Source organism: Brevundimonas sp. NPDC055311 (assembly GCF_053645695.1).
The window spans coordinates 169663-182011 of the sequence record NZ_JBSHMV010000002.1; the positions used below are offsets into that span (position 1 = coordinate 169663).

General features: G+C 69.3%; 12 protein-coding genes. 7 read left to right on the top strand and 5 right to left on the bottom strand.

What is annotated here, in order from left to right; genetic code table 11:
* Window positions 1-215 precede the first annotated feature (215 nt).
* From trxA to ACWIDZ_RS06665, 3 genes are all read left to right on the top strand, one after another.
* Entirely contained in the window at window positions 216-1115 is a 900-nt protein-coding gene (gene trxA / locus ACWIDZ_RS06655) for a thioredoxin (protein WP_453988178.1), read from the top strand.
* A gap of 10 nt (window positions 1116-1125) precedes the next feature.
* Window positions 1126-1785 carry an LON peptidase substrate-binding domain-containing protein gene (locus tag ACWIDZ_RS06660; protein WP_312220805.1) on the top strand — a complete coding sequence of 220 codons (660 nt, stop codon included), beginning with the start codon at window positions 1126-1128 and terminating at the stop codon, window positions 1783-1785.
* Between the two features lie 103 nt (window positions 1786-1888).
* Window positions 1889-2083, top strand: coding sequence for a Trm112 family protein (locus ACWIDZ_RS06665; RefSeq protein ID WP_003166576.1), 195 nt, complete (start codon window positions 1889-1891; stop codon window positions 2081-2083).
* 82 nt (window positions 2084-2165) lie between these two features.
* Here ACWIDZ_RS06665 and ACWIDZ_RS06670 read toward each other — a convergent pair whose 3' ends face one another.
* The gene (locus tag ACWIDZ_RS06670) at window positions 2166-3419 is read right to left on the bottom strand and encodes a UbiH/UbiF/VisC/COQ6 family ubiquinone biosynthesis hydroxylase (protein ID WP_453988177.1); all 1254 of its coding nucleotides are present in this window, start codon (window positions 3417-3419) and stop codon (window positions 2166-2168) included.
* Between the two features lie 175 nt (window positions 3420-3594).
* Between ACWIDZ_RS06670 and ACWIDZ_RS06675 the strand changes: the two genes are divergently transcribed.
* The 3 genes from ACWIDZ_RS06675 to xth all read left to right on the top strand — a co-directional run bounded on the left by ACWIDZ_RS06675 (window position 3595) and on the right by xth (window position 8062).
* A complete protein-coding gene (locus ACWIDZ_RS06675) occupies window positions 3595-6081 on the top strand; it encodes a DNA translocase FtsK 4TM domain-containing protein (protein ID WP_453988176.1) in 2487 nt (828 codons plus the stop codon).
* 293 nt (window positions 6082-6374) lie between these two features.
* Window positions 6375-7016 (top strand): LolA family protein, encoded by a 642-nt coding sequence (locus ACWIDZ_RS06680; RefSeq protein ID WP_291780380.1) that lies wholly within the window; start codon window positions 6375-6377, stop codon window positions 7014-7016.
* A gap of 248 nt (window positions 7017-7264) precedes the next feature.
* Window positions 7265-8062 (top strand): exodeoxyribonuclease III, encoded by a 798-nt coding sequence (xth, locus tag ACWIDZ_RS06685; protein WP_291780383.1) that lies wholly within the window; start codon window positions 7265-7267, stop codon window positions 8060-8062.
* Between the two features lie 7 nt (window positions 8063-8069).
* On the opposite strand, the gene ACWIDZ_RS06690 is transcribed toward xth, so the two are convergent.
* Complete coding sequence (locus ACWIDZ_RS06690; protein WP_291780386.1) at window positions 8070-9476, bottom strand: SLC13 family permease; 1407 nt, start codon at window positions 9474-9476, stop codon at window positions 8070-8072.
* A 99-nt stretch (window positions 9477-9575) separates the two neighbouring features.
* On the opposite strand from ACWIDZ_RS06690, the gene ACWIDZ_RS06695 reads away from it, so the two are divergent.
* Window positions 9576-10484, top strand: coding sequence for a hypothetical protein (locus tag ACWIDZ_RS06695; RefSeq protein WP_453988175.1), 909 nt, complete (start codon window positions 9576-9578; stop codon window positions 10482-10484).
* 7 nt (window positions 10485-10491) lie between these two features.
* Here the strand turns inward: ACWIDZ_RS06695 and ACWIDZ_RS06700 are convergent, their stop codons facing one another.
* The 3 genes from ACWIDZ_RS06700 to ACWIDZ_RS06710 form a co-directional block, all read right to left on the bottom strand.
* Window positions 10492-10614 carry a hypothetical protein gene (locus ACWIDZ_RS06700; RefSeq protein WP_256375772.1) on the bottom strand — a complete coding sequence of 41 codons (123 nt, stop codon included), beginning with the start codon at window positions 10612-10614 and terminating at the stop codon, window positions 10492-10494.
* Window positions 10615-10709: 95 nt separating this feature from the next.
* On the bottom strand, window positions 10710-11651 hold the full coding sequence (gene gcvA, locus ACWIDZ_RS06705; protein WP_338577538.1) for a transcriptional regulator GcvA: 942 nt from the start codon (window positions 11649-11651) through the stop codon (window positions 10710-10712).
* Between the two features lie 7 nt (window positions 11652-11658).
* On the bottom strand, window positions 11659-12345 hold the full coding sequence (locus tag ACWIDZ_RS06710) for a response regulator transcription factor (protein WP_121481813.1): 687 nt from the start codon (window positions 12343-12345) through the stop codon (window positions 11659-11661).
* Between the last annotated feature and the right edge of the window lie 4 nt (window positions 12346-12349).

Below are 12349 nucleotides of genomic sequence, written 5' to 3' on the forward strand. Positions count from 1 at the left end.
CCGCGAGCCACCTTCTCCCACAAGGGGAGAAGGATGCTGGAGCGCCATCCACTCCTACCCAAGGAGGAAATTTCAGACGATTCAGACGAATTGGACTCTGTTTTTTCCGCTGCGCCCGCTTTCGCCTGCGGCAAGGCGCGCTTTCGGCTTGATGCGCACGCATCCCGACGCCATCTGATCCGTTACCTTCCTTCGACCCCCATGCGGACCCGACCATGACCTTCGCCGACCCGTCCCTGACCACCCCGCCCGACCTGATCAAGGACGGGACGGACGCCACCTTCATGCAGGACGTGGTCGAGGCCTCGAAACATCAACCGGTCATCGTGGACTTCTGGGCCACCTGGTGCGGGCCGTGCCGTACGCTGGGCCCAGCGCTGGAGAAGGCCGTGCGCGCCGCCAAGGGGGCGGTGAAGATGGTCAAGATCGACGTCGACGCCAACCCGGCCTATGCGGGCCAGCTGCGGGTGCAGTCGATCCCGACCGTCTACGCCTTCGTCAACGGCCAGCCGGTCGACGGCTTCCAGGGCGCGGTGCCCGAGAGCCAGATCAAGGCCTTCATCGACAAGCTGACCGGCGGCGAAGGGGTCAACACCGATGTCGAGCAACTGCTGTCTCTGGGCGAGGAATCCCTGAGTCTCAACGACCTGGGCGGCGCCGCCCAGGCCTTCGCCCACGTCCTGACGATGGAGCCGGACAACCAGAAGGCCATCGCCGGCATGGCCCGCGTCTATCTGGCCGAGGGCGACGCCGAACAGGCGGCCCAGACCATCGCCATGGCCCCGGCCGATTCCACCGAGCCGACGGTTCAGGCCGTACGCGCCCAACTGTCCCTTGCCTCGGCCGCGCCTGCCGGCGCGAGCGCCGAACTCGAAGCGCGGCTGACCGCGAACAAGAACGACCACGAGGCCCGCTTCGACCTGGCCCAGGCCCTGGCCTCGGCGGGCGATCTGAAGGGAGCCGTCGACCACCTGCTGACCATCGTCCAGGCCGACCGCGAGTGGAACGAACAGGCCGCCCGCAAGCAGCTGCTGACCGTGTTCGAGGCCGCCGGCCCCGCCAGCGAAGTCGCCCGCGACGGCCGACGACGCCTGTCCTCCCTCCTGTTTTCCTGACGGCGCGATCATGGCTCAGGGCTACGTCAAGGCCAGCGAACTTCCCCAGGTGATCCCGGTCTTCCCCTTGCCGGGGTCCATCCTTCTGGCGCGAGGCCAGCTGCCGCTGAACGTGTTCGAGCCGCGCTATCTGAACATGGTGGACGACGCCATGGCGGGCGACCGGATGATCGGCCTGATCCAGCCGGTCGGCCCCGCCGGGGTGAACCCGCCCCTCACCCGCGTCGGCTGCGCCGGGCGGATCACCAGCTTCGCCGAGACTTCCGACGGCCGCTATCTGATCACCCTGACCGGGGTGTGCCGCTTCGCCGTGGCCACTGAGATGCAGGTGCGCACCCCCTATCGCCAGGTGCGGGCCGACTTCCTGCCCTACGAGGCCGATCTGCGCGCGCCCGACCCCGACGAGGCCTTCGACCGCGAGCCCTTCCTGTCGGCCCTGGCGCCCTATCTGGCCGGGCGCGGGCTGGACATCGACTGGGACACGGCCCGCGCGGCCCCGCAGGAGGCCCTGGTCAACAGCCTGGCCATGGCCCTGCCCTTCGAGCCGCCCGAGAAACAGGCCCTGCTGGAGGCCCTCAGCCTGACCGACCGCGAGGCCGCCCTGACCGCCCTTCTCCGCATCGAGGCCGTCGCCCCCGACGACGACGAGCCCGGCCCGGCGATGCAGTAGTCTCAGCACGTTCGACGCGATAAACACACGGCTAACAGAATGGGGCGCCCGGCGCCCTCAAGCAGCGAGCCGCCGCGCGGCGAGCGATAGGGCACTTAAAATCATGAGCGACGCCTTCAACACCCCCGTCTCGGTCGACCCTCGCCTGCTGGAGGTGCTGGTCTGCCCGGTCACGCGCGGCCGCCTGACCTATGACCGCGAGCGCAACGAACTCGTCTCGGCGGGCGCCAAGCTGGCCTTCCCCATCCGCGACGGCGTGCCGATCATGCTGGCCGAAGACGCCCGCCCGCTGGACTGAGACGCCGCTACGCGGCGAGCAGCAGAACGCCGACAACAGCCCTCAAGCAGTGAGCGCCCGCGGCGCGAGCGATAGGGCCTCTTTAAAGCGCCTCGCCTCGCAAGAGGCGGGGCAAATCCCCCGTCGCCCCGCCCGCCTCGTGCATGAAGGCGCGCCGCAGGGGGGCGATGCGGTTGACCGCCGCCATGCCCAGATCACGGGCCAGCCGCACCGGGGCGATGTCGTTGGAGAACAGGCGCACGAAGCCGTCGAAGCCCGCCGCCAGCGCCGCCGTGTCGAACCGGCGCCAGCGGGCGTAACGCTCCAGCACCAGCTCCGAGCCGATGTCCTCGCCGATGCGGGCGGCCTCGGTCAGCACCTCGGACAGGGCGGCGACGTCCTTCAGGCCCATGTTCAGCCCTTGCCCCGCCACCGGGTGCACCCCGTGGGCGGCGTCGCCGATGATGGCCATGCGCGGCGCGGTCAGCCCCTCGGCCAACTGCAGCGACAGCGGATAGACGAAGCGCGGCCCCTCGATCGTCAGCCCGCCCAGGAAGTCGCCGAACCGCCGCGTCAGATGGGCGTGGAAGGCCTCGTCCGAGGCCGACCGCAGGGCCTCGCCCCGGCGGCTGCTCTCGGTCCAGACCAGATTGGCCCGGTTCTCCGTCAGCGGCAGGATGGCGAAGGGGCCGTCCGGCAGGAAATACTCATGGGCGACGTTGCCGTGCGGCTTCTCCATGCGGACCGTGCAGACCACGCCGCTTTGTTGATAGGTCCAGCCGAAGACGTCGATGCCCGCCGCGCGGCGCACGGTCGAGTTGCGGCCCTCGGCCCCGATCACCAGCGGCGCCGACAGGGTCGAGCCGTCCTTCAGCGTCACCGTCGCCCGACCCGGCCCGACGGCCACATCGGCCACGGCGGCGGGGGCGCGGACCTCCAGTCCCTGAGCCTTGACCAGCTCCGCCAGGGCCGCCCGCAGGCGGCGGTTCTCGACCATATAGCCCAGCGGTTCGCCGCCGTTGCGATCGCCGATCTCGTCCGCATCGAAACGGATATAGGATGCCGAGGGCTTGCGGCTGGCGGCGCCGGGGCGGCGGCCGTCCGTCACCAGAATGCGGTCCATCCGACAGGCGTGCGGCTCCAGCGCCTCGCCCAGTCCCAGAGCCTTCAACATGCGGAAGTTGGCGTAGGAGACGGCCGTCGCCCGCCCGTCGAAGGTCGGCGCCAGCTGGGCGATGAACGGCTGGGGGTCCACCATGACGGGGCGCAGGCCGCCCTGCGCCGCCGCCAGCGCAAAGGTCGCCCCGACCAGCCCCGCGCCGGCGATGATGATGTCGTAGTCGTCCGATCCGCTCATGCTGTCGTTCTAGGCCCCTATCGCGCGTCACGCCACCACAAGCCCGCCTGCCTGATGGGACATAAGGGCTCATCCCCGCTCGCAAAGACCGGGCTGGTAAATGCCGCTTTAACCTTATGCGAGGCACTAAGGGGCGGAGTCTCGCTTTCAGTTCCATTTCTGGGGGTCCGCCTTCATGTCCGTCGCCCTCGCGCTCGGCCAACGCGTCTGGAGCACCGTCCGCATCGTCTGGGCGGCGCCCTTCGCCGTGCGGTTCAGGGGGGTGCTGCAGGCCATGCTGGCCGCCCTTCTGCTGGTGGCCCTGATCTCGTGGAACCCGGCGGACCCCAGCTGGAACGCCGCATCGGCCCAGGCGCCGACCAACTGGCTGGGCGGCGCGGGCGCGACCTTCGCCGATCTGATCATGCAGTCGCTGGGACTGGCGGCCTGGCCCGCCGTCCTGCTGCTGATCGCCTTCGGATTGGCGGTGGCGATCGGCGACGCCCTGCAGCACCGGCTGCAGCCGACGCCGTTCAAGATCTTCTGCGCCGTCGCGGGCGTGCTGTTGTTGTCGGCAGCCCTGTCGGCCCCGGCGGCGCCTGCCAGATGGCCGCTGGCGGCGGGCCTGGGCGGGCTGTGGGGCGACGCCGTCACCGGCCTGGCCGCCAACGGCCTGGGCGCGCTGAAGGTCCCCGGCGCGCGCATCATCCTGAGCCTGCTGTTCCTGGCGCTGGCGCTGTGGAGCCTGGCCTATACCGTGGGCCTGCGCCTGCGCGACTTCACCGACACCGCCGGCTGGGCCGCCCAGAAGGGCGCCGAGGCCCGCGCCGCCCGCCCTGCCAAGGCCGCCAAACCGGGCAAGGCCCCGCGCGCCGTCGCCGAGGCCGCCGCTCCGGCCCGCAAGCCGCGCCATCGCCTGCCCGAGGCCGACGAGATGGAGGCCGACGGCCCGCTCGCCTCAACCGCCCAGGCCGCTCCGGCTCCCGCCGTCGACGCCCATGATGATGCGGACGCTGACGCGCCCGACGCCTACACCCCGCCGTGGGAGGACGCGACCCCCGCCCCCATCGCCCCGCCCTCGGCCCGCCCCAGCCGCCCGGCCGAGCCCAAGGTGGCCGCGGTCAAGGCGCCCAAGCCCGTCCGCAGCGACGCCGATCAGCAGGCTTTCGATTTCGCGGGCGAAGGCGGCTTCGAACTGCCGCCGCTGGGCATTCTGGCCAAGCCCGCCCAGCGCGGCGGCGCCGTCGACGAGGAATCGCTGAAGGCCAACGCCAAGATGCTGGAGGGCGTGCTTCAGGAATTCGGCGTGCGCGGCCAGATCGACCAGATCCGTCCCGGCCCCGTCGTCACCCTGTATGAATTGGTGCCCGCGCCCGGCGTGAAGCACGGTCGCGTCGTGGCGCTGGCGGACGACATCGCCCGCTCCATGTCGGCCCGCGCCTGCCGCATCAGCGTGGTTCAGGGCCGCAACGCCATCGGCATCGAACTGCCCAACGCCAAGCGCGAGACCGTCTTCCTGCGCGACCTGCTGGCGTCGGGCGAGTACGACAAGAAGAGCCATCTGCTGCCGCTGGCGCTGGGAGAAACCATCGGCGGCGAGCCTTACGTCGCTGATCTGGCGCGGATGCCCCACCTGCTGATCGCGGGCACCACCGGCTCGGGCAAGTCGGTCGGGGTCAACGCCATGATCCTGTCGATCCTGTATCGCCATTCGCCCGCCGAGTGCCGCTTCATCATGATCGACCCCAAGATGCTGGAGCTGTCGGTCTATGACGGCATTCCGCACCTGCTGGCGCCGGTCGTGACCGATCCCAAGAAGGCGGTCGTGGCCCTGAAGTGGACCGTGCGCGAGATGGAGGACCGCTATCGCCGGATGTCCAAGCTCGGCGTCCGCAACGTCGCCAGCTACAATGAGCGCGCCCGCGAGGCCCAGGAAAAGGGCGAGCATTTCGAGCGCACCGTCCAAACCGGCTTCGACGAACAGGGCCGCCCCGTCTACGAGAGCGAGAAGATCCGCCCCGAGCCCATGCCCTATCTGGTCGTGGTCATGGACGAGATGGCCGATTTGATGCTGGTGGCGGGCAAGGACGTCGAAGGCGCCGTCCAGCGTCTGGCCCAGATGGCCCGCGCGGCGGGCATCCATCTCATCATGGCCACGCAGCGCCCGTCGGTGGACGTCATCACCGGCACCATCAAGGCCAACTTCCCGACCCGGATCTCCTTCCAGGTCACGTCGAAGATCGACAGCCGCACCATTCTGGGCGAACAGGGCGGCGAGCAGCTGCTGGGTCAGGGCGACATGCTCTATATGGCGGGCGGCGGACGCATCACCCGCCTGCACGGCCCCTTCGTCGGCGACCAGGAGGTCGAAGAGGTCTGCAAGCATCTGCGCGCCCAGGCCGAGCCGGAATACCTCGACCTGATCACCGACGAACCGGACGGAGACAGCGACGGCGCCATGGGCGATGAAGGCGGCGGCACCGGGGACGACCTGTATGACCGCGCCGTGGCCGTGGTCACGCGCGACCGCAAGGCCTCGACCTCCTACGTCCAGCGCCGCCTGCAGATCGGCTACAACCGCGCCGCCACCCTGATCGAACGCATGGAGCAGGAAGGCGTCGTCAGCCCGGCCAACCACGCCGGCAAGCGCGAAGTGCTGGCCGGACCGCCGCCCATGGTTTGATCGGCTTGGCGGCCAAAACGGCAGCTTTGCCGCCGGGCGCTATCGCTCGCCGCGCGGCGGCTCGCTGCTTCAGCGCCAATCGCGCGCGACGGGGAACAACACGCCTCGGCCGACACTTAAACGCCTCACGTCCTCAAGCAGCGAGCGACCGCGTCGCGAGCGCTAGGACACTAAACAATGAACGCCGCTTCATCGGAGCGCCGGAATATGGTCAGGCTGGCGTCATCAGCCCGCCGGATGAAGTCGTCACCCTGGCCGGGTCGAAAACCGTTCAGAACGGGAGAAGAAAAGACATGAGCATTTCCCGCCGCGCCTTCGGCCTCGGCTCCGCCGCCCTGGTGGCGCTCGCCGCCGCCCCCGCCGCCGTCCTGGCGCAAGCCGGGCTGTCCGCCGAAGATCAGGCCGTGCTGCGCCAAGCCCAGACCTATCTGACGGCCATGACCACGGCCCAGGGGACCTTCGTCGAGACCGGGCCGAACAATCAGCGCCGCACCGGCCGCTATTATCTGCAGCGCCCCGGCAAGATGCGGTTCGAATACACCGAACCGGCTGGCCTGCTGGTGGTGGCCGACGGCAATAACGTCAGCCGCTGGGATCCCCGGCTGAACGTCTTCCGGCAGGCCCCGCTGGGCCAGACGCCGCTATCGACCTTCCTGGCGCGCGAGGTCCGTCTGGACCAGGGCGTGAAGATCGACCGGGTGACGCGCATGGACTCCGGCGCCTTCGCCATCACCGCCCGCGACGCGCGCCGTCCGAACGAGGGCTCAGTCATCCTGGCCTTCGCCGGCTCGCCCGTGCGGCTGCAGGAATGGACCATCACCGACGCGCAAGGATCGCGCACCCGGGTGCAGCTGACCACGCTGGAGCCCGCGCCCGGCCTGGCCGCCAGCCTGTTCCAGCTGCGCGATCCGACCCGGCGCAACCGACGCAACTGATCCCGGCGGCGCCTCGACCGCCGCTCATAATTACAAATATGACAGTTTGACCTTTTTTGTTGCCCGTGACACTTTGGGCACAGGACGGCGGCGGCCGTCCCGCCCGCCACGGATTCATCCCCGCCTGGCGGCGAGAGAGACGAACTTCATGCGCCCGGACCTCGCTCCGGGCGCCTTTTTATTAAGGCGACGACCTTGCACGACCGTCGGCTTAGACCCCGCGACGGCAAGCTGCTAAGCCCGGTCGCATGAGCCTTCGCATCGTCACCTGGAACATCAACTCGGTCCGCCTGCGCATCGATCAGGTCGCCCGTTTCGTCGCCGAACACGCCCCGGACGTCCTGTGCCTGCAGGAGATCAAATGCACCGAGGACCAGTTCCCGCGTCAGGCCTTCATCGACATGGGCCTGCCCCACTTGCGCGTCGGCGGCCAGAAGGGCTGGCACGGGGTGGCGATCGCCAGCCGCCTGCCCATCGTTGACAGCCCCAGGCTGGACGTCTGTCGCGAGGGCCACGCCCGCTGCGTCTCGGCCGTGGTCGAAGGGGTGGAGGTTCAGAACTTCTACATCCCGGCGGGCGGCGACCTGCCCGACCGCGAACTGAACCCCAAGTTCGACCACAAGATGGACTTCTATGAACGGCTGACCGCCGAGATGAAGACCCGCGACCGTCAGAGGCCCCTGGTCCTGGCCGGCGACTTCAACATCGCGCCCGGCGAGAACGACGTCTGGAACCACCGCTTCATGTCCAAGGTGGTCAGCCACACCCCCGGCGAGGTCGAGACCCTGTATCGGCTCCAGGACGCCGGCGGTTTCACTGATGTGGTGCGCGACCAGATCCCCGATCCGACCAAGCTGGCCAGCTGGTGGAGCTATCGCGCCAAGGACTTCCGCAAGTCGAACCGGGGCCTGCGCCTGGACCACCTGTGGACCTCGCCCGGCCTGACGCCCGCCGTGGTCAGGGGCAGCGCCCGAATTCTGGACACGGTGCGCGAATGGGAGCGACCCAGCGACCACGCCCCGGTCGTGATGGATCTGGACGTCTGACGCGGCGTCAGAACGGGAAGAAGATCGGGATGGCCACCATGGCCGCCGCCCAGGTGATCAGGTTCAGCGGCGTGCCGACGCGGACGAAGTCCATGTAGCTGTAACCGGCCATCTGATAGACGAGGACGTTGGTCTGATAGCCGAAGGGCGTGGCGAAGGCGGCCGAGGCGGCCATCATCACCGCCACCAGGAAAGGCCGCGGATCGACGCCCAGGCTCTCGGCCAGGGCGACGGCGATCGGCGTCACCAGCACCGCCACCGTGGCGTTGGACAGAAGCTCGGTCGCGAAAAGGGTCACGCCGTAGAGCACGATCAGGGCGCCCAGCGGCCCGAACGGGCGGATCACTTCGATCAACAGGCCCGCGCCCTGCGCCGCCAGCCCCGTCACCTCGATGGCCGTGCCGACCACCACCATGCCCGCGATCAACAGCAAGATGTCCGGCTTCAGGCCCGAATAGGCCTCTTCCGGCGTCAGCACGCCCAGCAGGATCAGGGCCACCGCCCCGGCGAAGGCCGCCGCCGCGATCGGGGCGATCCCCAGGCCCGCCGCCGCCACCACCAGGACGAAGACCGCCAGGGCGATCAGCGCCCGCTTCCACTGCAGGGGACGGTCGGCCGAGGCGTAGAGGTCCACGTCGCCCAGATGGGCGTCGCCCGTGCCGTCACGCTGGCTGCGGCTTTCGCCCAACTGGGCGAGGGACGGCAGGGAGAAGGGCAGACGCCACCGGCGCGACGTCTTCGCCGCCTGAGCTTCCGCCTCGAGACGTTCGCGTTCGGCCTCGGCTTCTTCCTCGGCGCAGGCCGCGCGACCCAGCTGCCGGGCGCCGACGAAATAGAGCCACAGACCGCCGACCAGGGCAATGACCAGGCCCACAGGGGTGATCTCGAACAGACTGAACACCGGCTGACCAGCGTTGCGCGCCATGTCGTTGACCAGAAGGTTGGTCGAGGTGCCGATCAGGGTCAGCAGGCCCCCCATGACCGTCACATGGCTGAGCGGCATCAGGAATCGTTTGGGCGAGAGCTTCAGCGACCGGGCCATGTCGCGCACCACCGGGGCGGCCAGCACCACCACCGGCGTATTGTTCAGGAAGCCGCCGACCGAGCCGCACAGGCCGATCACCACCCAGATGCCCGTGGCGCCGAAGCGCCGACACAGCCCCGTCGCCTTGCGGATCATCAGGCCCAGCAGGCCCGACAGTTCGATGGCGTAGGCGATGACGAACAACCCGGCCAGGGCGATGACCGCCGGACTGGCGAAGGCGCTCTGAACCTCGACCGGGCGCACCACGCCGAACAGCAGCAAGGCCGCCGCGCCGCTGAGCGCGACCACGTCGGAACGCATCCGGCCGTGGATCATCACCCCGACCACGGCGACCAGGACGATGAGAGCGATGATCTGGTCCAGCGTCACCCGCGCAAGACCCCCTTTTTCAGCCCAGCCTCGACCGCGATCACGGGTCAGATCACGGGTCGGGGCGTCAACCAGCGTTTCCCGTGTTAGGCTGGTTCCATGTCGATCACAACGACCCGTCTCGCCGCGCCGCTCGCCCTGGCGGCGGCCCTGCCGTTTCTGACATGGTGTCAGCGGCCGCCGGAGCCTGCCGCGCCTGCGAATCCGGCCCCGCCGCCGACGGTCGTGCTGGATTCCACGCTGAACCGAGCCGCCCTTCTGGCCGCACTGACCGAGGCTGGAACGGCCTTGGCCGACGGACAGACGCGCTATGCGGCCCTGACCGGCCGCACCGTGTCGGTGCGCCTGCCCTTCGGCTGCGGCGGCGAGACGAACGTCGTCGGAGAGGCGGGCGGCCTGCCCCGCCTCGCCCGCAATGAAGACGGCAGCCTGACCTTGACGGTCACGCCGGAAGATCTGAGCGCGTCGGCGCTGGTCCCCGCGACCCGCGAAGGGGCGGTCGACAAATGGGAGGCGGTCGAGGGCTTCTGGATCGCCCGGCCATGGAGCAGCCTGGACGTCTGCCCGACGTCAGCGGCTCAGCCCGCCCCCGCGCCTGATCTCGCGCCTTCGCCGGCTCAAACTGCGGACAAGACGCCCGCCGAGGGCAAGACGTTGGAGGCCAGGACTGTTGAGACCGTCGCGTCGCCGCCAGTCGTCCAGCCGGAGCGCAGCGCCGGTCTGGCCGCCGTGTTCGAAACGGGCGGCTCTCGCCTGGGCCGCCGTCAGGGCCAGGCCTATGTCCATGTCATTCGGGGAGAGAAGGGCGTCGCTCCGACGTCGGCGCCGGGCGGCTACGCCCTGCGGCTGGAAGGTCGGCTGACCGCCTTCGCGGACGGCAAGGCCGTCCATTGCGTCCAGAAGGACGCCGAAAGCCGTCCGGTCTGCGTCGCCGCGCTGCGGCTGGACCGACTGGCCTTCGAGGATGGGGCCACGGGCGCCCTTCTCAGCGAATGGCGCCCGCGTTGACTTAAGCTCAGGCCGCGCCCAGCAGCTTGGCGCCGGCCAGCACGCCCAGCAGGATCAGGGTGACGCTGCCGGTGAAGACCACGATGCCTTCGAACGAGAAGCTCGAGGCGCGGGGATGCACGAGTTTCATGACTTGCTTCCTTTCGGCTAGGGAGTTCCGAACGGTCTCAAGATAGGAAGCGCAGCCGCTGGAAACAAACCACGGTTAGGCCGCGTCGAGTGACCTCAGGTCAACTGATCCGCTTCTGCGTCCCGATCTGGCCGCGATTCGGCCACGATCCAGTTGAGGAAGCGACGCAGCTTGGGTTCGTCCGCCCGTTCCGGCAGAACCACCGCCCAATAGGCCAGGTTGTTGGTCAGGGCGTGGTCGACCGGCTGGATCAGGCGCCCTTCGCGCAGGTCGTCCGCCGCCAGGGGCGCCGAGGTGAGGGCCACGCCGCGCCCCGACAGGGCCGCCTCCAGCGCCAGGTGGCTATGGCTGAAGTGCGGACCGCGCAGGTGGTTCACGCGCGGATCATCGACGCCGGCGCTCTCGAACCAGGCCTTCCAGCCCATGCGGTCGGCGTAGGGCATGTCATGCCAGGTCTCGTGGATCAGGACCACGTCCAGCAGATCGGAGGGCTGGTTCAACCGCCGGGCGGCGGCGAAGGACGGGGCGCAGACCGGGATCAGCCGCTCATTGATCAACCGCCGCGCCGTCTGGCCCGGATAAGGACCTTCGCCGTAACGCAGCGCCACGTCCGCCTCGCCGTTCGACAGGTCGGCGAGACGGTCCTCGGCGAAGACGATCAGGTCGAGATCGGGGTTCTCCTCGCTGAAGCGATGCAGGCGCGGCGACAGCCACTTGCTGGCGAGGGACGGCAGGGCGGTGATCCGCAGCTGGCGCGAGCGTCCGGGGCGGACGGCCTCCAACGCGCTTTCCAGTCGTTCGAAGGCGTCGGCCACGCCCTGGGCCAGGCGCTTGCCGTCGGCGGTCAGCCGCACCGAGCGGTTGAAACGGTCGAACAGGCGCAGGCCCAGCCGCATCTCCAGCGCCTTCACATGGCGGCTGACGGCGCCGGGGGTGACGCCCAGCTCCTCGGCCGCCTCGCGGAAGCTGCTGAGGCGAGCCGCTGCGTCGAACGCCCGAAGCGCCACCAGCGGCGGGGTCGGGCGACGCTCGCTCATCCGGGGGTCAGGGCTGGAGTCGGTAGCCGCCGGCGTCAGTCAGCAGCAGCCGCGCCTGGCCCGGCTCGGCCTCGATCTTCTGACGCAGGCGATAGATGTGGGTCTCGAGCGTGTGGGTGGTGACCCCGGCGTTGTAGCCCCAGACCTCGGTCAGCAGCTCTTCGCGCGAGACCGGCTTGGCCCCGGCGCGATAGAGATACTTCAGGATGTTGGTTTCCTTCTCGGTCAACCGGACCTTCTTGCCCTTGTCGTCGACCATCAGCTTGGAGGCCGGGCGGAACTCATAGGGGCCGACCTGGAAGACGGCGTCCTCGGACTGTTCGTGACTGCGCAGGTGGGCGCGGATGCGCGCCAGCAGGACCGCGAAGCGGAAGGGCTTGGTGACGTAGTCGTTGGCGCCGGAGTCGAGCCCGAGGATGGCGTCCGAATCCGACGACTGCGCCGTCAGCATGATGACCGGAGTGGACACGCCCGCCTTGCGGATCAGGCGACAGGCCTCGCGGCCGTCCATGTCGGGCAGGTCGACGTCCAGAAGGATGAGGTCGGCCCGCGCCTCCTTGGCCTGACGAACGCCGTCGGTCGCCGTCGCGGCCTGGGCCGGACGGAATTCCTCGTGAAGCGCCAACTGCTCGGCCAAGGCCTCCCGCAGGTCGTCGTCGTCATCGATGATCAGAATGGTCTTGGGCGTGCGCATGGTT

What these genes read in the sequence shown, in the direction of transcription:
- ACWIDZ_RS06665 (WP_003166576.1), top strand. Translation starts at nt 1,889, where the DNA reads ATGAGCGACGCCTTCAACACCCCCGTCTCGGTCGACCCTCGCCTGCTG.
- ACWIDZ_RS06710 (WP_121481813.1), bottom strand. Translation starts at nt 12,345, where the DNA reads ATGCGCACGCCCAAGACCATTCTGATCATCGATGACGACGACGACCTG.
- ACWIDZ_RS06700 (WP_256375772.1), bottom strand. Translation starts at nt 10,614, where the DNA reads ATGAAACTCGTGCATCCCCGCGCCTCGAGCTTCTCGTTCGAAGGCATC.
- ACWIDZ_RS06680 (WP_291780380.1), top strand. Translation starts at nt 6,375, where the DNA reads ATGAGCATTTCCCGCCGCGCCTTCGGCCTCGGCTCCGCCGCCCTGGTG.
- ACWIDZ_RS06695 (WP_453988175.1), top strand. Translation starts at nt 9,576, where the DNA reads ATGTCGATCACAACGACCCGTCTCGCCGCGCCGCTCGCCCTGGCGGCG.
- ACWIDZ_RS06675 (WP_453988176.1), top strand. Translation starts at nt 3,595, where the DNA reads ATGTCCGTCGCCCTCGCGCTCGGCCAACGCGTCTGGAGCACCGTCCGC.
- ACWIDZ_RS06670 (WP_453988177.1), bottom strand. Translation starts at nt 3,419, where the DNA reads ATGAGCGGATCGGACGACTACGACATCATCATCGCCGGCGCGGGGCTG.
- xth (WP_291780383.1), top strand. Translation starts at nt 7,265, where the DNA reads ATGAGCCTTCGCATCGTCACCTGGAACATCAACTCGGTCCGCCTGCGC.
- ACWIDZ_RS06660 (WP_312220805.1), top strand. Translation starts at nt 1,126, where the DNA reads ATGGCTCAGGGCTACGTCAAGGCCAGCGAACTTCCCCAGGTGATCCCG.
- trxA (WP_453988178.1), top strand. Translation starts at nt 216, where the DNA reads ATGACCTTCGCCGACCCGTCCCTGACCACCCCGCCCGACCTGATCAAG.
- gcvA (WP_338577538.1), bottom strand. Translation starts at nt 11,651, where the DNA reads ATGAGCGAGCGTCGCCCGACCCCGCCGCTGGTGGCGCTTCGGGCGTTC.